This is a genomic window from Halorubrum sp. AD140, from assembly GCF_034497445.1.
GTDB lineage: Archaea > Halobacteriota > Halobacteria > Halobacteriales > Haloferacaceae > Halorubrum.
The window spans coordinates 21,428-41,142 of the sequence record NZ_JAXRUU010000028.1; the positions used below are offsets into that span (position 1 = coordinate 21,428).

General features: G+C 62.2%; 20 protein-coding genes and 2 pseudogenes. 12 read left to right on the forward strand and 10 right to left on the reverse strand.

The window, feature by feature from the left end:
• Window positions 1–257: 257 nt before the first annotated feature.
• Together U4E84_RS08965 and U4E84_RS08970 are read left to right on the forward strand one after the other, a co-directional pair.
• Window positions 258–659, forward strand: coding sequence for a hypothetical protein (locus U4E84_RS08965; RefSeq protein ID WP_322531757.1), 402 nt, complete (start codon window positions 258–260; stop codon window positions 657–659).
• Between the two features lie 324 nt (window positions 660–983).
• Complete coding sequence (locus tag U4E84_RS08970; protein ID WP_322531758.1) at window positions 984–1,631, forward strand: ribonuclease HI family protein; 648 nt, start codon at window positions 984–986, stop codon at window positions 1,629–1,631.
• Window positions 1,632–1,733: 102 nt separating this feature from the next.
• Here the strand turns inward: U4E84_RS08970 and U4E84_RS08975 are convergent, their stop codons facing one another.
• Together U4E84_RS08975 and U4E84_RS08980 are read right to left on the reverse strand one after the other, a co-directional pair.
• A complete protein-coding gene (locus U4E84_RS08975; RefSeq protein ID WP_322531759.1) occupies window positions 1,734–2,087 on the reverse strand; it encodes a hypothetical protein in 354 nt (117 codons plus the stop codon).
• Between the two features lie 128 nt (window positions 2,088–2,215).
• Window positions 2,216–2,974, reverse strand: a complete 759-nt coding sequence (locus U4E84_RS08980; RefSeq protein WP_322531760.1) for a TrmB family transcriptional regulator sugar-binding domain-containing protein — start codon at window positions 2,972–2,974, stop codon at window positions 2,216–2,218.
• A gap of 131 nt (window positions 2,975–3,105) precedes the next feature.
• Here U4E84_RS08980 and U4E84_RS08985 point away from each other — a divergent pair, with 131 nt between their 5' ends.
• The 4 genes from U4E84_RS08985 to U4E84_RS09000 all read left to right on the forward strand — a co-directional run bounded on the left by U4E84_RS08985 (window position 3,106) and on the right by U4E84_RS09000 (window position 4,721).
• Entirely contained in the window at window positions 3,106–3,408 is a 303-nt protein-coding gene (locus U4E84_RS08985; protein WP_322531761.1) for a ribbon-helix-helix protein, CopG family, read from the forward strand.
• Between the two features lie 14 nt (window positions 3,409–3,422).
• Window positions 3,423–3,902, forward strand: a complete 480-nt coding sequence (locus U4E84_RS08990; RefSeq protein WP_322531762.1) for a hypothetical protein — start codon at window positions 3,423–3,425, stop codon at window positions 3,900–3,902.
• 138 nt (window positions 3,903–4,040) lie between these two features.
• Window positions 4,041–4,397, forward strand: a complete 357-nt coding sequence (locus U4E84_RS08995) for a hypothetical protein (RefSeq protein ID WP_322531763.1) — start codon at window positions 4,041–4,043, stop codon at window positions 4,395–4,397.
• Window positions 4,398–4,451: 54 nt separating this feature from the next.
• Window positions 4,452–4,721 carry a hypothetical protein gene (locus U4E84_RS09000; RefSeq protein ID WP_322531764.1) on the forward strand — a complete coding sequence of 90 codons (270 nt, stop codon included), beginning with the start codon at window positions 4,452–4,454 and terminating at the stop codon, window positions 4,719–4,721.
• Between the two features lie 8 nt (window positions 4,722–4,729).
• Here the strand turns inward: U4E84_RS09000 and U4E84_RS09005 are convergent, their stop codons facing one another.
• The 5 genes from U4E84_RS09005 to U4E84_RS09025 form a co-directional block, all read right to left on the reverse strand.
• Window positions 4,730–5,236 carry a hypothetical protein gene (locus tag U4E84_RS09005; protein ID WP_322531765.1) on the reverse strand — a complete coding sequence of 169 codons (507 nt, stop codon included), beginning with the start codon at window positions 5,234–5,236 and terminating at the stop codon, window positions 4,730–4,732.
• A gap of 27 nt (window positions 5,237–5,263) precedes the next feature.
• A complete protein-coding gene (locus U4E84_RS09010; protein ID WP_322531766.1) occupies window positions 5,264–5,512 on the reverse strand; it encodes a hypothetical protein in 249 nt (82 codons plus the stop codon).
• A 102-nt stretch (window positions 5,513–5,614) separates the two neighbouring features.
• Entirely contained in the window at window positions 5,615–6,565 is a 951-nt protein-coding gene (locus tag U4E84_RS09015; protein ID WP_322531767.1) for a winged helix-turn-helix domain-containing protein, read from the reverse strand.
• 358 nt (window positions 6,566–6,923) lie between these two features.
• Window positions 6,924–7,664: a hypothetical protein gene (locus U4E84_RS09020; protein ID WP_322531768.1), complete on the reverse strand. Its 741-nt coding sequence runs from the start codon at window positions 7,662–7,664 to the stop codon at window positions 6,924–6,926.
• The gene (locus U4E84_RS09025) at window positions 7,652–8,029 is read right to left on the reverse strand and encodes a hypothetical protein (protein WP_322531769.1); all 378 of its coding nucleotides are present in this window, start codon (window positions 8,027–8,029) and stop codon (window positions 7,652–7,654) included. Before U4E84_RS09025 ends, U4E84_RS09020 begins: the two co-directional genes overlap by 13 nt.
• Window positions 8,030–8,175: 146 nt before the next feature.
• Between U4E84_RS09025 and U4E84_RS09030 the strand changes: the two are divergent.
• The 3 genes and pseudogenes from U4E84_RS09030 to U4E84_RS09040 form a co-directional block, all read left to right on the forward strand.
• Window positions 8,176–8,289 (forward strand): annotated as a pseudogene (locus tag U4E84_RS09030) (IS6 family transposase); the annotation flags it as partial.
• A gap of 166 nt (window positions 8,290–8,455) precedes the next feature.
• On the forward strand, window positions 8,456–9,694 hold the full coding sequence (locus U4E84_RS09035) for a mechanosensitive ion channel domain-containing protein (RefSeq protein ID WP_322531770.1): 1,239 nt from the start codon (window positions 8,456–8,458) through the stop codon (window positions 9,692–9,694).
• A gap of 131 nt (window positions 9,695–9,825) precedes the next feature.
• Window positions 9,826–11,429: pseudogene (locus tag U4E84_RS09040) on the forward strand (MATE family efflux transporter).
• On the opposite strand, the gene U4E84_RS09045 reads toward U4E84_RS09040, so the two are convergent.
• A complete protein-coding gene (locus U4E84_RS09045; protein WP_322531771.1) occupies window positions 11,426–11,653 on the reverse strand; it encodes a flagella cluster protein in 228 nt (75 codons plus the stop codon). The pseudogene U4E84_RS09040 and the gene U4E84_RS09045 sit on opposite strands and share 4 nt — an antisense overlap.
• A gap of 113 nt (window positions 11,654–11,766) precedes the next feature.
• The gene (locus U4E84_RS09050; protein WP_322531772.1) at window positions 11,767–12,606 is read right to left on the reverse strand and encodes a hypothetical protein; all 840 of its coding nucleotides are present in this window, start codon (window positions 12,604–12,606) and stop codon (window positions 11,767–11,769) included.
• Window positions 12,607–12,744: 138 nt separating this feature from the next.
• Between U4E84_RS09050 and U4E84_RS09055 the strand changes: the two genes are divergently transcribed.
• The 3 genes from U4E84_RS09055 (at window position 12,745) to U4E84_RS09065 (ending at window position 18,301) form a co-directional block, all read left to right on the forward strand.
• A complete protein-coding gene (locus U4E84_RS09055; protein WP_322531773.1) occupies window positions 12,745–13,926 on the forward strand; it encodes a hypothetical protein in 1,182 nt (393 codons plus the stop codon).
• Between the two features lie 191 nt (window positions 13,927–14,117).
• On the forward strand, window positions 14,118–16,370 hold the full coding sequence (locus U4E84_RS09060; RefSeq protein ID WP_322531774.1) for an NADP-dependent malic enzyme: 2,253 nt from the start codon (window positions 14,118–14,120) through the stop codon (window positions 16,368–16,370).
• Window positions 16,371–17,098: 728 nt separating this feature from the next.
• Entirely contained in the window at window positions 17,099–18,301 is a 1,203-nt protein-coding gene (locus U4E84_RS09065; RefSeq protein WP_322531775.1) for an orc1/cdc6 family replication initiation protein, read from the forward strand.
• A 189-nt stretch (window positions 18,302–18,490) separates the two neighbouring features.
• Here U4E84_RS09065 and U4E84_RS09070 read toward each other — a convergent pair whose 3' ends face one another.
• Entirely contained in the window at window positions 18,491–19,051 is a 561-nt protein-coding gene (locus tag U4E84_RS09070; RefSeq protein ID WP_004046033.1) for a TATA-box-binding protein, read from the reverse strand.
• Between the last annotated feature and the right edge of the window lie 664 nt (window positions 19,052–19,715).

The following is a 19,715-nucleotide window of genomic DNA, read 5'->3' on the forward strand; positions in this document are numbered from 1 at the left end:
TCTGAGTCGGTCACGTCGTTTCTAACAGTAGTCCGGCAGTTCGTTCAGTGAGTGCTGAACTCACAGCGCGTGTACAGCAGGCAGATGTTAGGATTGTGCTCTGAGAGAATGTATGACGAGCCGAAATTACCTTCACAGGCTCGCCCCATCCGTATAAATCGACAGGAATCAACTGGTTCAGGCACGACTTAGCGATTTTGTTCCGTTCGACAGTCGTACCACTATCTCTTTCGAGTCGCCGGTAGAAGAATGCAAATATGGGTACAACATCCACAACTGGTACGCAGTCGAGGTTCAATAGACCCGACAACCCTGTCGGTTACATCGCAATCGTGATGGCACTCATAACTGGGATTTTACACCTCGTCGCTTCGACGAACGCGATTCAGTTCAGTCAGGTGCTGGGCATTCTATTTGTGCTTAACGGACTTGGTTTTCTTGCTGGTACAGTGTTATATCTGAGTAAATACTGGAAAAAAGAACTGTTTTTCGTGGCAGCACTGTATTCGCTTGTAACAATTATAGCACTCTTCCCGGTGCAGGGGTGGGGTGTCGAAGCGTTCTACATGCAAGGGAGCATCAACCCGTTTGCAGTTATCACAAAGGCCGCAGAGGCGGTCCTCGTTGTCTGTGCGATCTATTTGTACGCCGCCGAGTAAGTGGTGACAACGTCTGTTGAATTCCAACGTTAGTTACTTTTACCTACCTTCGTTGCTGAGTTACCCGACCACCTTTCGCTGACTATATCGCTCCCTGTAGAATCATGTATTCAATAGCTTGCAAGATGGATCCTCTGTATCTCGCACGCCGATCCTATCAGTTCTTAAGGATTTCAACAGAGCCATAATCACATATCGGGTTGGTGTAATTGTATTCCAAACACCGGTATTGGACGGTCGGGACCCGCGTGTTTTTGCCCGTTCTGCCCAATGAGAGTGTAAGGATGGACTGGCAAGATCAGTGGAGGTGGATCGACAGGTAAGATGGATCGCTTACCGACGGCGACACTGTCGCCGCTTGCCAATCGGGTCGAGGCGGTGTTCACAGTCTACGACTACGAGATACGGGCTGCGATCGACGCCATCGATGCGGCCGTCACCGGATTCGGCGGGTTATTTGTTCCGGAGACGACTGACGATGAGATTCGAACGGCAGTCGATAAGATACTCGCGGGGGATCCGCCGTCCGCGGGAAAACGATGTCGTGATCCAGACGGGAGCAACGTTGTACTCTATGTTGATGGGAGTTCGTGTGGGAATCCCGGGCCGGCTGGCGCGGGCGCTGTCGCCCAAGTTGACGGTGAGCCATTTGCGGAGTTAGGGCGGCCGGTCGGTTCGAGAGCGGAGAACAACACTGCGGAGTACGCCGCGCTTCACCTCGGCTTGGAGGCGCTCGTTTCGCGGTGTGACCCGAGTGCGGTTGAGATCCGTATCGATTCGACGACGGTGATCGATGACATCTGGCGGGACGGTGACGGTGTCGCTGCTGCGGCTCCGTATCGTCCGGCGATCCTGGAGCACCTGTCCGCGCTGTCGGCGTGCGAGTGGACGCATCTCGCCGATCACGAACCGAATCCGGCCGACGCTCGGGCCGCGGTCGGAGCCGACATCGCCGCGCTCGGCCCGGGATAACCGGAGACACTCTCTCGCCGCGCATTTGACACTCTTGCGCGCGGTGTGAGTCCCGGTCTGCGGAGCAAGCGGCTGACACACCAGCGATACGGACGTTGGTGTCTACGGCTGCGACTCGTTGGCCTCGGGCGAAACGAGATCGTCTGTTTCGTCTGTCCCGTCGAGGTGTACGGTATGGCGTGTGTGGCGTGCGTGGGTGGTTGCCCAGCGCCGGGCCGGGCGTTCTGAAAGGAATTGCTCTCCGTCCGGACAGTGCTGGCAGTGAACGATCCACGGGGTTACGTCGTCCGGGTAGTGGCCGGTGTGCCGTTCGTGATCGAGCGCGAATTGTTCGACCGCGCGGTTCCCGGCGTGTAAATCGTCAAGTTCGTGGTCAAGCTCCCACTCGCGGTCACACCGAGTACACGAGACGGTCGGGACACCGGAGTTCTCGGGAGCAGACGCATCGTCAGTCACGGTTTGATGTTACGCTCTGTGTACTTGAACGCCGGACACCCCCCTCGATCGCAATACAGTCAAACTGATTGCGTAGTGACGGAGCGGCCTCTGTGCAATCTCACCGTGCTGGAGTGGGTGGTGGTGTGTTACGCGGTGGATTCGATGATGAATCGTTTGCCTTCGATGTCTTCGACGAGAGCGCCCCAGCCGCCGATGGTGAGTGTGTCGCCGTCGACATCGAGTGTGATTGTGGCTTGTTCGATGAAGCGTTCGAGTGGGGTGAGTCCGTTGTGCGAATCGACGTAGTCTAGGTCGGTGACGTGTGCGACGAGTTCTCGTTCGACGCCGGACGCTCGGTCTACGCCGATGACGCGGAGGGCAACGTCATGACCGTCGTCGGTGAGGGCGGCGAGTCGGTCGATGTATTCTCGAATGTTCGTGTACGCGGCGGGGAGTGATTCGGTGCGGTCGTCGTGGATTGTGTCCCAGGTTTCCCAGAGTCCGAGTTGGAAGAACAGGTCGAACACGCGTGAGAGTGAGTAGTCGTTGACCATGACGCCGTATTCGTGTGCGGGGTGGAGTGAGCGTTCAGGGGCGTACCGGATGTGCATGCGGTCGGCGATGACGATGAACGGTGTCGGGAGTCGTCGGTACCGGACTTCCGTGGCGAGTCCGTTGAAGTCGACGGGTAGATCGGCGGGGTCGATGTCGGCGTTGTCGCCCGGAGAAAGTGCGAGTTTGATGTGGACGCCGCGGTCGTACGCGTCGGTGAGTGCGTCTCGGAGTTCGAAGAATTGTTCGAGGTCAAGGGCGATTTGCAGTTCGGTGTCGGCGTTTTCGATGGCGTCGCGTGATCGGTCGTACCCGCTGACGTCGCGTGATACTCGATGGGGTGAGCCATCCACGCGGGCCGGCTGAAAGTGGGGTCGTGACGCGGGTCGTCCCGTGGTCGGTCAGCGAGGGGTCACTGGTGGCATGTTACGGGGGCGGGGCAGCGACAAATCTATACGATTGTACGCACAACGTATGTACAGCGATGAGCACGAAGCGAGTGAACTTCCGGCTCCCGGAGGAACTGATCGCTCAAGCGGACGTCGCTGCGGAAGTGACGCACAAGAACCGGACCGAGATCCTGATCGAGGCGCTACGGCAGTATCTCGAAGAGAAGGAGTCCGATGAAAGCTTCCGGGAGGCGGTCGTGGAACTGTATCTCGACGATCAGATCGAGTTTGAGAAACTCGCGGACGTCATTGGTCGGCAGGATGCCGAGTCAGTGCGTGCGTCAAAGCACGTGCTGGATCGGGGCGAGGAACTCGCTGACGATCTCGCAGAGCTGTGACTGTCGTCGTCGATATGAGCGCGCTCATTTCACTCGCTGTTGGTGACGTGATCGATCAGACGCTGGCAGCGTTCGACATCGTCACGACGCCCACAGTCATCGAGGAGCTCGAAGAGACAGCTGAGTACAATGATCGGCACGGCACAACGGCGACCACAGTACTCCGACAGACAGACGCACTGACGGTGCAGGAGGCTGACGGCGCGTCATTCGTAACGAGTCGTGTCGATGCCGGAGAAGCGAGTTGCGTCGCCGTAGCCCGCGATGTTGACGCCGCGTTCCTTGTGACGGACGATTATCGAGCGCTGCCCGAACTACAGGGACTGGTCGGTGCGGAGGTAGCAGTGTCACCGATCGTGCACCGAGCGCTCGTCAAGCGTGACGCGCTCAGTTCTGAGGACGCGGAAACCGCGTTCGAAACGATTGCCGCTGGGCGAGACTGGCTGGACGCGCCGATCTACCGGTACGCGCGCCGACTGTTTGATGATCCGTGAGAAGTGACGCACCCACAAGGATTCTCGTCTGACCATTAGGCGGATAGTCAACCCGCGGAGCATGATTTGTAGGGTAGCGGACCGAACTCTCATCCACCACAAAATTAATGCTTTCTGAGCATATATTTGTATTTAATTATGCTCAAAGAGCATTTTGAGTCGGTGGGGGCGAGTATCGAATACGGGGATGCTAGCTGTCTCTTCCCGGTCGAGGAACTGGATGCAACCGTGCTCCAGTATCGAGACGCCCAGCTCGCGCTTGGCGATGTCGATGGATCGAATGTCATCGTCGTCGCCCCGACGAACCTCGCAACCAGTTACTTCCTCACCCAGCACGCACTCACCGCAATCCCCGTCGACAATCTTCCCGCTACGGTTCAGACCCAGTTCGCCGACGAGCTTGACGATCCTCTGAACTCGTTTGACCTCATTCAGATCGGGAAGTGGAACACTGACAGTACGAACCGGTCGCTCACAGAATTCGCGGACGCCTGATCTCCGACTCTTCGATGTACAGACGCGGACAAACCCAGCAGTACACGACTATCGATGACTGAGACATTCGCCTACGAGTACCCGGAGGCCGCCCCGTACATCGAGCAAGCTGTCGACGAGCACGGCGAAGACTGGGTGCTGGAGCACTACTACGAGCAGCTCTACCCGCTCGGGCAGGTCATGGAAATACCCGAGAAGGACGAACTCCCGTTCTACGATCCAGATGAACACGACACGATGACTGAAAAAGAACGAGCAGAGATGTACCAGGCCTGGGCAGAGTACCGGGAGAACCTCCGTACTGGAACGAAACGCGGCGAGTGACTGCCACCCTACTCCGCGAGTTTCAGACTGGGAGAGTCACTGTCACTGCCTCGTTCAAGGATTTGTTTCTCAATGAGCCGGTTAATTGCCTCTGAGACAGCTTGCTGATCATCATCTGAAAGCGCCCGCACATTCGAGAGCACAGACTCTCGAATAGACGCGTCATCGTGTAGGCCATCGTCAATCGCTCCCAGTACGAAGTACTCAGTCTCAAATTCGGTTGCGAGCGAACTGATACGCGTTGTGAACGATGTCGGGAGACCAGAGAGCGACTGGACTGCGGTTTCGATAGCGAACAACGGGTGGGATCGGTCGCGGATGTGGCGTGCCTCAGTCGAACTCGTGTTGAACGGGCGTTGTTCTTCTATCTCTTCGATGATTGCTTCGTACGTCGGGCCGCGTTGCGCGTACATTCGCATGTCCTCGATATCTCGCCGTCTTCCACTTCCCAAGTCACCACCGGACACCGCTTTCAGCAAGAACATGTCTTCGTCAGCAAGTACGTACGCGGTCACGTGCTCACCGGTTCAGAATTCATCTGCTCATTCACGCATTCGTGTCGTGATCCACACCTTTCCGACGACTTGCCGTTCGAACAAGTCAACCCGGAGGCCTCGATCCGGGTGACGTAGTTCGATTGTTTTCCCGACTCCGGCGAATGATTCGGTTGGTTCGTCAATCACCTCGAAGCCGTGCTGTTGAAGCGTCTGATGAACGTGCTCGAATTCGGTAGTGACGGCGAGCGCGAGGTCAATGTCTTCGGTCTGGTCTTTGAGTCCGTGAACCGTCATCGCAGACCCACCAACAGGTACACGGCAACTGGTTCTGAGAGCCATCCGTCAAACTCAGCGAGAAACTCCGTGATCGCTTCGCCGCCAGTAAATACGGTCATGTCAGGCGACCCCGTACTGGTCTTTCAACGCGGAGTATTCCCGACTGTTCGGAATACTTGGTTCCCCGTCGTCTGTGGCGTCGAAGTCCCCTTTGATGAACCGGTACATTCGTTCAATTTCCTCCTCGATGCCGTACCACATTGCGGTCTCGATCAACTCGGCTTCGCTGATCTGTTCCTGTTCGATGAGAAGCATCGCGTAACTCACTCGCCGTGACCCCGCCTCAAGAACGAGTGTGTGACAGACGATATCTGCAGGAGTGAGTTGGTCATCTGGCGCGTACCAGAATGCCGGCTCCCTTGCAAGGAAGAATTGCAGGTCATACGTGTGGAATGCTGCTAACCCGGTCATGTCCCACTCTGGAGCGCGCTTGAGTGCGTCAGTGTCGTCTGCGGTTTGCACCCGGACGAGTGCGCGGGTTGGGTCGCACCACTCTATCGTGGCACTTGGAGCGAGTGTTCGAACCCGGGTTCGGTGTTCGTGTGTGACGACCTCCTGAGCGAAGTCACGTAACGGCTGAAGATCGTCGGAGAGGGCGTATTCTGGCCCGGATGGAGCTAACATCGCTCGGTTCTTGAGTGGTCCCAAAGCCTTGTGAACGGCTTGTCGCGTGATTCCGAGCCGGTCAGCGATTGCCGTGATACGGCGGGGTTTATTTAGGTACCAGCAGACACGAATCGTTGCTGGTGAGAGGAGTTCTGACCAGTCTACGTGGCTGAGTTTCGATGTGAGATGCCGATACGCTTCGACTACGGCGTCATCAGTTGCACGCACGACGCGTTGATTATGATGCTGCCGAGCCTCGTCTACCAAGTTTGCTTCGAGTAAGTCGTCAACGACGCGGTAGATCTGCTTCCGGCTGTGCTCGGTTTCTGCTGCGAGCTCCTTTGCAGTCGCGTCCCGCTGGGAACACAGGACATCAAGTATTTCGAGAGCCGTGCCCGAGAGCATCTTTGTAAACTATATTGTCCGAACACTTAAATTTGTTACGGCAATATAGTTTACATCAGGATATTCAGCCGTGAGTACGGCCCTCGGCAATATGGTCGTACTGAGAGTCGCTACCGACTGCTCTCAGCCGGCGTGTCTTTTTCGGCCCTCTCTGCGTTTCGGTTAGGGTCGATGAGTGACCCCCAACTGCAGCCAATCCACGGCGTTCGACGCGTTGCTAGGTGCTGAAGTGCACCCTCGGTAACTTGCAAGCGGGTGATTTTGCGCGACGAGTGAGCTCGTGTTTCCACCGGAACGCTGAGCGGCGGTCTTCCGTAGAATCAAGGAGAAAGCCTCGCGCTTCAGCGCGGGGAGGATGTCAATGAGGGCGTGAGTCGGGGGCGTCGAAATCGAATCCGATCCCGCCGAGCACTCCGCCGACTGCGAGGCCGACGACCGCGAGCGATGCGATCGATTCGGTGAGGAGCATGGCGGCGAGGAACATCGGGAGGAGCGCCGCGACGTAGGTGGCCGCGGCCGCCGCCGGCGACGGGGCGGTACCCGATCGGTCCATCGCTCGGTGTTCGACGCGGCCGCGCCGCCAGGCTCGTGACACCGCTCGCCCGGCGGCGAGAAGACCCGCCGGAACGGGGACGAACACCGACATGAACCGTCGGAGCGACGTCGCGTCCGGCTCGTCGTTCGTGTCGTCAGCGGCGGCCGTGTCCGCCAGGTCTTTGAGTTCGTTGATGTCGCTGAGCGAGAGCGAACCGACGTCGTCGACGACCGCGTCCAGTTCGAGGGCCGCCTTGATGTTCGAAAGCCGGTCGAGGATTTTCCCGAGGTCGTCTCGACGCGAAGGAGTCGGAACGTCCCGTTCGAGCACGCCGGTCCGCGCGAGTTCGTTTTGCAGGTCGCGTGGAAGCGACGTCGCTAAGTACGGTTCGATGGCTTCGTGACTCCCCCAGCCGCCCATCACGAGTTCCTTATCCACCCCGAGTCGGCGGACCATGTGAGTCGCGTAGAATGCTCGGAAGTCGTGCGAGCGAACGTGCTCGTAATCCTCGTTCCCGGTCTTTACCGCCGTGTTCCGTGCGGCCTCCTTGATCAGGTCTCCCAACCGTTTCTCGCCGATGTCAATGATCTCGTCGTCGGGGCCGATACCGTTGTCATCGCAGTACTGTTGCTGTCTTCGTACAGCGACCACGGAACCCAGAAGATGCGGAACTGACCGCCGTGGGCACTCTCCTCTTTGCGCGTGTCCTTGGTCCCGCGGAGTCTCACGAACGCGATGTTCACGTCGGGATGATCGGGGACGTAGAAGTCCTTCCGCTTCAGTTGAACGACGATACCGATCCGCGGTGACGCCCTCGCTTCGATCCTCGCGGCGATGCGAACTCTCCGAGGACACGAGTCCAGATATGTCTGTAATTCGTGCATTGAGAGGAACACGCGAGTTTCTTTTTGTAGTGGTTTCAGTCTCATTACTGGTTCTACCTCGGTGGGTCGTAACAACCGATTCGGGACTCACCCGTAGTAAAGTACGGAAAGTGGGTGCGCCCCCCGTAATGCGATTTCGGAGAAGTTGAGATAAGGTCGAAGAATGAAGCGGTCAAACGATCGAGTGGTCTATGCTCAGTTTCGACCGCCTCAACCGCGATGGCGGTTGTATCGAGGTGGGGTTTCGAGAGCGAGAGGCGACATCCGAACCGTCGATGAAGCTCGGTATCCGACTCCATGTAGCTGCCCCTCACTTTCGGATCCCGCAGACGAGCCGACACGATCGGTCGTGAGGGGACGCCACAGGGGCGGACAGCAACTGTACCGTTGTCACGACCTCCCGTGTCGGGGGACGGCGGGTTTGCGTGTCAGGGAGAAACGCTTTTTCGGGTGGGCGACGGCGGGTTCGCTATGACACGGTCGGAGGGTGTGGAGCCGATCTCGGGACAGATCTTGGCTCCGGTGACGAGCGCGCTCTCGCGGCTGTCGGAACTCCCGGGGTCGGGGCTCGTGCTCCTCCTGCTGTCGGTCGCGGTCGGAGCGGTCGTCTCGAAGTTCCTCGTACGGCTCATCGGCCGGCCCGTGGCTCGGCGCGTTTCCCGCCAGAGCGTCGCGCAGACGATCGTTCGCGGCGTTCGAGTCGGGACGATCTTCTTCGCGCTGCTGATCGGGCTCCGGGCGGGCGGGTTCCGGTTCACTGACCTGCTCGTGGGGACCGCCGTGTTCTCCGCGGTGATAGGTATCATCCTCGCGCCGCTCGTGGGGAACTTCATCAACGGGGTGTTCATCCTCGCGGATCAGCCGTTCGAGATCGGTGACATGATCGAGCTGGAGAACGGGACCACGGGGTTCGTCGACGACATCACGATCCGGTACACGAAGATATTCACTCTCGACAACACCTTCCTCGTCGTCCCCAACGGGACCATGCGCGAGCGCGACGTGACCAACTTCTCGGCGGAGGACGAACGCACTCGGCGAACGATCGAGGTGCTCGTCACCTACGAGAGCGACATCTCGGAGGCTCGTCGGCTCATCGAGCGCGCGGCCCGGGACTGCGACGCGGTCATCGACGGCGGCCCCGACATCCGCATCGGGGTCGCGCGGTACACCGCTAGCCCGGACTGTCGGCTCCACGAGTTCGGCGACGACGGGGTGTTGTTGCGGCTCCGGTACTGGGTGAAGAAGCCGTACAAGCTTGCGAAGGTCCAATCGGACGTGAACACGCGGGTCCGCGAGCGGCTCGCGGACGCCGACGTCGAGATGGCGTACCCCCACCGGCACCTCGTCTTCGACGACACCTCCGGGATCGCGCGGATCGGCGGACCGGAAGACGGGCGACCGGCGGGTGAACGGGCCGGCGACAAACCCGGCGGGGGAGGACGACGGGACGACGAGTCTTCACCGGAGGGAACGTCCGATACCGAGGCGTCTGGCGAGGAGGCGTCCGGTACCGAGGCGTCTGGCGAGGAGGCGTCCGGTACCGAGGCGTCTGGCGGCGAGGCATCGGGCGACGAGGCGTCTGGCGGCGAGGCATCGGGCGACGAGGCGTCCGGCGACGAAGCGTCTACCACCGACGCCGCCAGCGACATTCGTGACGGTCGTCTCGACGCCGACCACGTCGACGGCCGGAACCGGAACCCTGATTGAGCGAGCACGTCACTTATAAATTAGTGAGTGATGAGCCCTCCGAGGACCGGTCGGAGTCACCGCCAGAGGTCGACGGAACCGGTTCTCACGACGACGTCGACGGCGGTGTCAGCGACGACGCGAACCGCGAAGTGAGCGCGGACGGTGAAGCTGACGCGGAGCGCGGAGCGGATGGTGAAGCTGACGCGGAGCGCGGAGCGGATGGTGAAGCTGACGCGGAGCGCGGAGCGGACGGTGATGCGGAGCGCATCTCCCGGGAATCCATCACGGAGGGGAGTTTGGTCCGGCCCCTCTTCCAGTTGGCGTGGCCCATCGTCGTCATCCAGCTGTTACAGGTGACGTACAACGTCGTCGACACGCTGTACCTCGGGCGGCTGTCGGCGGAGGCGGTCGGGGCTATCAGCCTCGCGTTCCCGCTGATCTTCCTACTCATCGCCGTCGCCGGAGGGTTCACCACCGCGGGAGCCATCCTCGTCGCGCAGTACACCGGCGCCGACGGCGACCGGTCGGCGGGGATGGTCGCGGGCCATACGATCGTCAGCGTCGCGGTGCTCTCGGTGTTCATCGGGGTCGGCGGGTACTTCTACACGCGTCCCGCCCGAGCGACCCGGACACGGCGGCGTCGGTGATCCCGCTCGCGGCCGACTACATGGAGGTCATCTTCGCCGGCATTCCGCTGATGTTCGGGTTCTTCGTCTTCTCGGCGCTGATGCGCGGCTACGGCGACACGCGGACGCCGATGGCCGTGATGGTCGTCTCCGTCCTCCTGAACGTTCTCCTCGACCCGTTCCTCATCTTCGGCTTCGCCGACAACCCGCTTTTCGAGTGGCTCGTCGGGGTCCCGGTGGTGGGCGCGCTCGACCCGATCGCGCTGGAGGCCTCGCTGTTCGCCGCCACCGGGTTCGCCGGGTACGGGATCGAGGGGGCCGCGATGGCGACGATCTTCTCGCGGGGGGTCGCCACGGCGATCGGGCTCTGGGTGCTGTTCGGGACGGGTCTCGGTCCGGCGGTCACCCTCGCGAACCTCAGACCTGACTTCGGGTTCATCGAGGACATCTTCCGGCTGGGGCTCCCCTCCAGCGTCGAGCAGACGACGAGCGCGCTCGCGATGATCACGCTCACGGCGATGGTCGTCACGTTCTCCCCGCCGATCGTCGCGGCGTACGGCCTCGGAAACCGGCTCATCTCGCTCGTGTTCCTTCCCGCGATGGGGCTCGGGCGCGCGATCGACACGATGGTCGGACAGAACCTCGGCGCGAACCGGGCGGACCGGGCCGGTCGGTCGGTCAAGATCGCCGCCACGACCGGCGCCGGTGTGATGTTCCTCGTCGCCGTCGTCGCCGTGACGTTCACGGAGCCGATCGTCGGGGCCTTCCTCGGCGACGTGCCCGACGCGGCCGCCACCGTCTCGTACGCGGTCGAGTACGTGCGGATTCGCTCCGTCGAGTTCGCCTTCATCGGCGTCTCACAGGTAATTCTCGGGGCGTTCCGGGGCGCCGGCAACACGAAGACGGCGATGGTGATCTCGATTCTCACCCTCTGGGTCGGCCGCGTCGCCAGCGTGGGGTATCTGGTCTTCGTCGCCGGCTGGGGGGAAACGGGGGTCTGGGTCGGGATGGCGCTCGGGAACGTCCTCGGCGCGCTGATCGGCGTCGCGTGGTTCGCTCGGGGAACGTGGACCGAGCGATACATCGACGATCCGGAGCCCGACGTGGAACCGGTCGCGGACGACTAGTGTCTAAAGAGGTGTATCGCCCCCTCGTCGCGGAGGAGACAGAACCTGGCGCCATCGTTTTCGGGGAAGGTGGTTCTCGGCTCGCGCGTGGTGAACAGTCGGGTGAACGGGGCGTCACACACCGGACACGGGATCTCCTTCCGGTTCTCCCAGAGGCTCGTCGTTCCCGCGTCCCTGAGCTGTTTCAGCGCGTGACGGTGGTCGTGGACGTCGAACCGAGGCATGGATCGCGATCCGCGAGGCGGGATTTGAACGTGACCCGGTGAGTATCACGGGTGATTTTGGCGCGGAGGTGAATCCGGCGCGGTCGAGCGCACTCTGCGAGGGTCGGAAGCCGTCAGGCGGGATCGTCCGGAAGCTTCGATCGCGCCCGGTCGAGAGCCGTCGGATCGCCCGTCTTGACGTACTCACTCAGCGCGTTCGCGGCGTCGACGAGCGCGTCGGCGTCGGCGGCTGCGACGTCGCCGCCGAGTGCCTCGACGCGCTTCGTCCGGTCGCGGAGACGCTCGAGGACCCCTCTGGCGGGCGCGATTCGGGAGCCGACCGCGTTGCGGTCGCCGTCGACGGAAACGGTCGGCGCGTCGGCGTTGGGAGCGTCGACAGCGTCGGTGTCGGGAGCGTCGACGCCGGGTCCCTGATCCGTCCAGTCCGCGAGTTCGTCGAGGAACGCGAGGAGGTCGCTCCGGTACTCGTCGACCGCGCGGACAGCCGCCATCCCGCGCGCTTCACGGAGGCGGTCGGGGACGCGCTCGGTCGCCGGCCGGTCGCCATCGTCGGCGCCGGCCAGCAGGTCGAGGAGGTACTCGCGCTCCGCGTCCGTGGGGTCTCGGAGCCGGTCGTAGCAGTCGACCGCCTCCAGCAGCTCGCGGGCCGCGAGGTACGTCGCGTCCAGTGGGAGCAGCTCGCCGCCGCGGATGAATCCGCGCCTGCGCGCGTACTCCCGGAGGTCCGACTTGAGGTCGTCCACGCCATCCGCGGGGAGCGTCCCACGTGCCTCTCCGAAACCGCCGCGGTGAGAGCTCAGGTCGAGCGAGGTTTGGGCGTCGGTGTGGGCGGTTCGATCGTCGACGCCGACGCTTTGGAGGCTTCCGCAGTCCGGACACGCGACGCTTCCCGTCTCGTAGTACGACCACCGCGAGCCGCACTCCTGACACTCCCGTTCGCCGCGAACTTTCATACTGGAGTCTCACACCGTCGGGCGTAAAGGGCTGCGGTCGGTGTGAGACGAGCCGGGTCGGCGGTCGAGCGCGCCCGGAACGGAACGTGTAGCGGGATCGCAACATAATATATACGCGACCCCTGAGAACCGACGGACATGAGTTGGGACGCCGTCGACGCCGTGGACGATGCGGTCGAGGCCACGCGCCGGTTCCTGTTTCCGTTCAGGCCCGTTCGCTGGACGAAGCTCGCCTTCCTCGTGCTCGTGATGGGCGGCAGCGGCGCGAGCGCGACCGTATCCCTGTCGGCGGTCATCGAGACGGAGTTCGCTCGCCTGCAGGGGATCGGTCTGGACGGTGCCGCCGGCGATGTCGGCTCGGCTCCGGGAGGCGTCGCTGGCGACGCGGCTCCGGGAGGCGTCGCTGGCGACCTCGTCGGGGCGTTCGACGGAGGTGTTCTGGTCGTCCTCGCGGCGGTCGCGCTCTCGCTGGTTTCCCTGTCGTTTCGGTTGGTCTTCTACGACGCTCTCCGCACGAACGACGTGTGGCTGTGGCGGCCGTTCCTGTCGCGGCTTCGCCAGTCGGTCGGACTGCTCGCGGTCTCGGCGACGCTCGGTGCGGCGGCGACGGCTCCGCCCGTGGTTGCGGTGCTCGTCGCTCTCGCCGGGGATGTCTCGATCGACGGAATGCCGACAGACCCAGAACTGATCGACCAGGGACCGATCGGGGTGGTCCCTGTCGAACCGCTCGTCGTCGCACTGGGGTCGCTGTCGACCGGATCGGTCGCTTTCCTGGGCCTCGCCGGAGCGGCGTTCGTCGCCGTAGCGGTCCTGGCGCTCAGGCTCACCTACGAGTTCGTCGTGCCGACGATGATCGTCGAGGAGACGGGCGTCCTCGGCGGCTGGCGACGGCTTTCGATGACGCTTCGCGCGGCGTGGACCGAGGTGATCGTCTACCTTCTCGTTCACGCTTTCGTGTCGCTCGGTCTGTTTGTCGTCGAGGGGGTCGCCGCCGTGCTCGTGTTGTCCCTCGTCGTCGCGGTCGCCGGGGCGCTGCTCCTCCTCGTGGCGGCCGCGCTGGGTGGGATCGGCGCGCTCGCCGGAACGACTGCCGGTCTCGTGGCGATCGCAGTCGTAGCGACGCTGAGCGTGTTGACCCTCCTCGTGTTCGCGTTACCGGTGTGGATCCTCACGCGGTCGTACCGGATCTCGTACGAGGTCTCGACGCTCGGCGGGATCGACCCGGAGCTCACGCTGTTGCATCCCGACCTCGACTCGGTCGCAGGCGCGATCTCGGTCGAGGATGCGGCGTCTGCCGGCGGCGGAGCCGCAGAGCGGTGACTATCCACTGCTCGGCGGGCCGTCGTCCGTGGTTGTGTCCGGATCATCGTCCGTGGTTGTGTCCGGATCGTCGTCCGTGGTTGTGTTCGGGCCGTCGTCGTACGCTACCGGTCTCGTGAAACGACGAACGTCGAACGACCTGTTCGACGAATTCACATACCTTTTTGCACCGTTCGCGAGTGGTGAGCTACATGGGACTGGACGACGACGCGCGGGAGTATCATCGACAGGATCCGCCGGGGAAGATCGCCATCGAGACGACGAAGCCGACGAACACGCAGCGCGACCTCTCGTTGGCGTACTCGCCCGGCGTCGCGGCGCCCTGTCGCGACATCGCCGCGAATCCGGAGTCCGTTTTCGAGTACACGGCGAAGGGGAACCTGGTGGGTGTCGTCTCGAACGGGTCGGCGGTGCTCGGACTCGGGAACATCGGTGGGTTGGCGTCCAAACCCGTCATGGAGGGGAAAGGGGTGCTGTTCAAGCGGTTCGCCGACATCGACGTCTTCGACATCGAACTCGACATCGACGCGATCGACCCGTTCTGTGAGGCGGTGGCCGCGATGGAGCCGACGTTCGGCGGGATCAACCTCGAGGACATCAAAGCTCCCGAGTGCTTCGAGATAGAGACTCGTCTTCGGAAGGAGATGGACGTCCCCGTGTTCCACGACGACCAGCACGGCACCGCGATCATTTCCGGTGCGGCGCTGATGAACGCGGTCGAGATATCGGGGAAAGACCTCTCCGAGATCGAGATCGTCTTCTCGGGTGCCGGGGCGTCAGCGATCGCGACCGCTCGCTTCTACGTCTCGCTCGGCGCGCGCAAGGAGAACATCACCATGTGTGACTCCTCCGGAATCATCACGGAGGAGCGCGTCGCGAACGACGACGTCAACGAGTACAAAAGCCAGTTCGCCAGCGAGGGAGTCGACGGCGGCCTCGCGGACGCGATCGCGGGCGCAGACGTGTTCGTCGGACTCTCCGCCGGCGGGATCGTCTCACAGGAGATGGTGCGGTCGATGAACGACGATCCGATCATCTTCGCGATGGCGAACCCGGACCCGGAGATCACCTACGAGAACGCCAAGGAGGCCCGCGACGACACGGTGATCATGGCGACGGGTCGGTCCGACTACCCGAATCAGGTGAACAACGTGCTGGGGTTCCCCTTCCTGTTCCGCGGCGCGCTCGACGTACGCGCGACGGAGATCAACGAGGAGATGAAGCGGGCCGCGGCCGAGGCGCTGGCGGAGCTGGCGCGCAAGGACGTCCCGGACGCGGTGGTGAAGGCGTACAGCGACGAACCGCTTCAGTTCGGTCCCGACTACGTGATTCCGAAGCCGCTCGACCCCCGCGTCCTCTTCGACGTCGCTCCCGCGGTCGCGAAGGCCGCGATGGAGTCCGGCTCCGCTCGAACCGAGATCGACCTCGATCGGTATCGAGAGCGGCTCGAAGCGCGACTGGGGAAATCCAGGGAGATGATGCGCGTCGTCCTGAACAAGGCCAAAAGCGATCCGAAACGCATCGCGTTGGCGGAGGGAACCGACGAGAAGATGATCCGCGCGGCCTACCAGCTCTCGGAGCAGGACATCGCAGAGCCCGTGCTGCTCGGCGACGCCGACGCGATCGCCCGAACGGCCGACAGGCTCGGGCTGTCGTTTCAGCCTGAGGTCGTCGATCCGGGGACCCGCGACGTGTCGGTGTACGGAGACCGGCTTCACGAGCTCCGGAAGCGGAAGGGGATCACCCGCCGCGAGGCGAACGAGCTAGTCCGGCGCGACACGAACTACCTCGGGAGCGTTATGGTGAAATCCGGCGACGTCGACGCGATGCTCACCGGGTTGACCCACCACTATCCGTCGGCGCTGCGGCCGCCGCTACAGGTGATCGGTTCGGCGGCCGACACCGACACCATCGCCGGCGTGTACATGCTCACGTTCAAAAATCGGGTCATCTTCTGTGCCGACACCACGGTGAATCAGGACCCGGACGCGGAGACGCTGGCCGAGGTCACGCGGCACACCGCGGATCTCGCTCGACGGTTCAACGTCGAGCCGCGCGCGGCGATGCTCTCGTATTCCAACTTCGGGAGCGTCGACAACGAGGGAACGCGGAAGCCCCGCGAAGCGGTCGAGATTCTACACGACGACGAGGAGGTCGACTTCCCCGTCGACGGCGAGATGCAGGCGGACACTGCGGTCGTCGACGACATTCTCAACGGAACCTACGAGTTCTCGGAGCTGGACGAGGCCGCGAACGTGCTCGTCTTCCCCAATCTGGAGGCGGGGAACATCGGATACAAGCTGCTCCAGCGACTCGGGGGGGCCGAGGCCATCGGTCCGATGCTGGTCGGGATGGACCAGCCGGTTCACGTCCTCCAGCGCGGTGACGAGGTGAAAGACATCGTCAACCTCGCGAGCGTCGCCGTCGTCGACGCTCAGGAGTAGGCGACCGTCGTCGCGGGGGACATCCTGTGTTCTCGGAGTTGAGTTCTCGGAAGATCGGTCGCCTTCCGGTAGATCATCGAAGGGGTGACCCCTTCGCTGGCGTGTCTGTGATTCGAAACGGGAACGATTGGCGTATCGTAGTGACACACCGGGTTTCCGGTGAAATGGGGTTGTGGGGTTTAGGTGTGTTTGGTGGCCGCCGATTCGGCGTGTTGACCGTAGATATATCGTGTCGTCTCGCGTTACCACCGCGTGATCCGATTCTCGACCGCGTGATTCCATTCATAAAGAATTATAAACTAATTTTGAGTACAGTCCATCGACTCTAATTAGCTGAGAGTTCTCTCTCGTAGCTGAGAGGTTTCAGCGGAAACTCTCAAGACGTGGCTACCACTCCTCGCGCAACTGTCGTGGCTGCGTTCACATTCTCACCTCGGAGTCGCGGTGGCGGTCCTGAACAGAGGACGAGCGAGCCCCGAACGGGGAAGCACCTGTTTCGAAGAGCCTGTTTCGGACGGGAAACAATCCTGCTTCGAACGGAAGACACCTCGTTTCCGGTGAATTCACTTGAGCCACCACATCCTTACTTGAGCCACCACATCCTGTCCTGCCCCAACCACCACCCCATCAACCCCATTTCACCGGAAACCCGGTGTGTGTCTCAATTCTTTCCTCTCACGACACGTTCGAAACGGAACGCATTTCACCGGAAACCCGGTGTCGATCCCATGAACGCAGCGGACGACCTCTTCACCCGGGAGGACCCGATATTCGCGAATAAGGAACTCCTCGAGATCAGTCACCTCCCCGGAGAGGGACGGATCGTCGGTCGCGACGACGAGATCGCCGACCTGGCGACGGCGGTCAATCCCGCGATCTTCGGTCAGAGCCCGAGCAACGTGCTCATCTACGGGAAGACGGGAACCGGTAAGTCGCTCTGTGCGAAGTACGTCTCCAAGCGGCTCGTCTCGACGGCCGGCGAAGAGGGCGTCAACGCGACGTTCGCGTACGTCGACTGCGCGCAGGACACGACAGAGACGCAGGCCGTCCAGACGATCGCCGACGCCGTGAACGACCCCGACACGACCGGCATCAACGTTCCCGACAAGGGACTCTCGACGTCGACGTACTACAAGCGCCTCTGGCGAATCCTCGACCAGCGCTACGACGTCGTCCTGATCATCCTCGACGAGATCGACAAGCTCGACGACGACGCGATCTTGATGCAGCTCTCGCGCGCCGGCGAGGCCGGCAAGATCACCGACTGCAAGCTCGGCGTCGTCGGGATCAGCAACAAGATCCAGTACAAAGACCGGATGGACGAGCGAGTCAAGTCGAGCCTCTGTGAACGCGAGTTCGTGTTCCCACCGTACGACGCGAACCAGCTCAGAGAGATTATGCAGGCGCGGGCGGACGCCTTCCACGACGACGTTCTCGACCCGTCTACGATCCCGCGCGCTGCTGCACTCGCGGCACGGGAGCACGGGGACGCGCGAAAGGCGATCGACATTCTCAGGTACGCCGGCGAGATCGCCCAGGGAAACGACGAATCGACGGTGCGCGAAGAATTCGTCACGCAGGCGCGCGAACGCGCCGAGACGGACCGGTTCCGCGAGCTCATCCGCGGGTCGACGCCGCACTCCCGGTACGTCCTTCAGGCGCTCGCGCTGCTTTCGCTCTCGAGCGGACGTCAGGACGGGTTCCGAACGAGTAGGGTGTACGAGATCTACGAGAACATCTGTCGGCAGGAGGGGTCGGACAGTCTCTCGCTCCGTCGCGTCCGAGACCTCCTCAAAGAGCACGCGTTCCTCGACATTATCGAACAGTCGAAACACAGCGGCGGGAGCGCGGAGGGAAGCTACACGAAACACCAACTGCTGGAGGACCCGACCGTGGTCAAGGAGGTGCTCACCGAAGACCGCGCCGGATAAGCGGACGACAGAATCGACGACGGCAGTCTCATCCGACTTCTTTTCGCCTTATCAGACGGTTCCCGCGCAGTTCACACCTAGTCGCCTCGTTCGCACTGAAACCGGTCCGAGCGTCGAGACACCGACTGCGACCGGCGTGCCGAATCGATCGCACAGACGGCTACGACGGAACTGATCCGATCGGACGAACTAGCCGAGCAGTCCGAGGCCTTCGATCCGCTCGACGATCTCTTCCACCGCCTCCTCGGCGTCGTCGGTACGCTTTCCGCCCGTGATGACGATCTTTCCGCTGCCGAACAGCAGGATCACGACCTCCGGCTCGTCCATCCGGTAGACGAGTCCGGGGAACTGCTCCGGCTCGTACTCCACGTCTTCTAAGCCGAGGCCGATCGCGAGCGCGTTGAGGTTGAGGTTGTGCCCCAGGTCCGCGCTCGAGACGATGTTCTGGACCGTTATCTCGGGGTCGTCCTCGACCGGAATTTGAAGCCCTCGAAGCTTCTCGAAGATGATCCCGAGGGCCTCGTGAACGTCGTCGATGCTCTTCGCGCCCGTGCAGACGATCTTTCCCGACCGGAAGATGAGTGCGGCCGCCTTCGGCTCCTGAGTCCGGTACACGAGCCCCGGAAAGTTGTCCGGGTTGAAGTCGGCGCCCGGCAGGTCCTCTGCCAGCGCTTCCAAATCGAGCTCTTGGCCGATCCCGGTCGATGCAACTACGTTCTGGATCTCGATCGAATCAGCTGGATTCGTCATCGTTCGCTTTTATATGTGTCCCCCTCCCTTATAAACGCCTGTGGTATAAACGATCGCTCGCGCTGCGTGGTCACGCTGGTATTCTCTGCAGTGACGTAGTGTGCTCCGCAGAGGCGGGTGAAACGCCGCCGTAGTGCGGGTGAAACGCCGGCCGCACGTCGCCACGGAGCAGGCGCCGCTCAGCCCCTTCCACATCGATCGCGTCCGAAGGCGGTCACGTACCTCGGGCGCGAGAACCGATGACAACGTCTCGATAACTCCTCCGGAACCGGTTGGACTCGCGCTGCGAGAACTCCCCCCTCACGGCTATCCGTCTCTCACTCGCGACCGACAGGATCGTGAGGGTCGATCACAATGAAATCGCATGACGCGGTGGCGATGGTTCGACGAGGTTAAGTACGACCCGGGATTCGTGACTAATGCGAAGGTCCCCCGACGCGGGGGACGCCGGCCGGCCGCACCGCGGCCGGTCGAAGCGTTCCGACGTGCTTAAGTGTACAAGTCCGTTCGGATGAGACGCGAAGAACACACCGCGAATTCGGGCCGTTCAACTCGGCCCGGTTTCGCAGGGTCGGCTCGTCCGGCCCACCGATATGAGGATTCCATCCCTGCGCTCCGGCGTAAGCGGGAATCTGATGTGAGCCGTGGTAGTTCGGTGTCATCC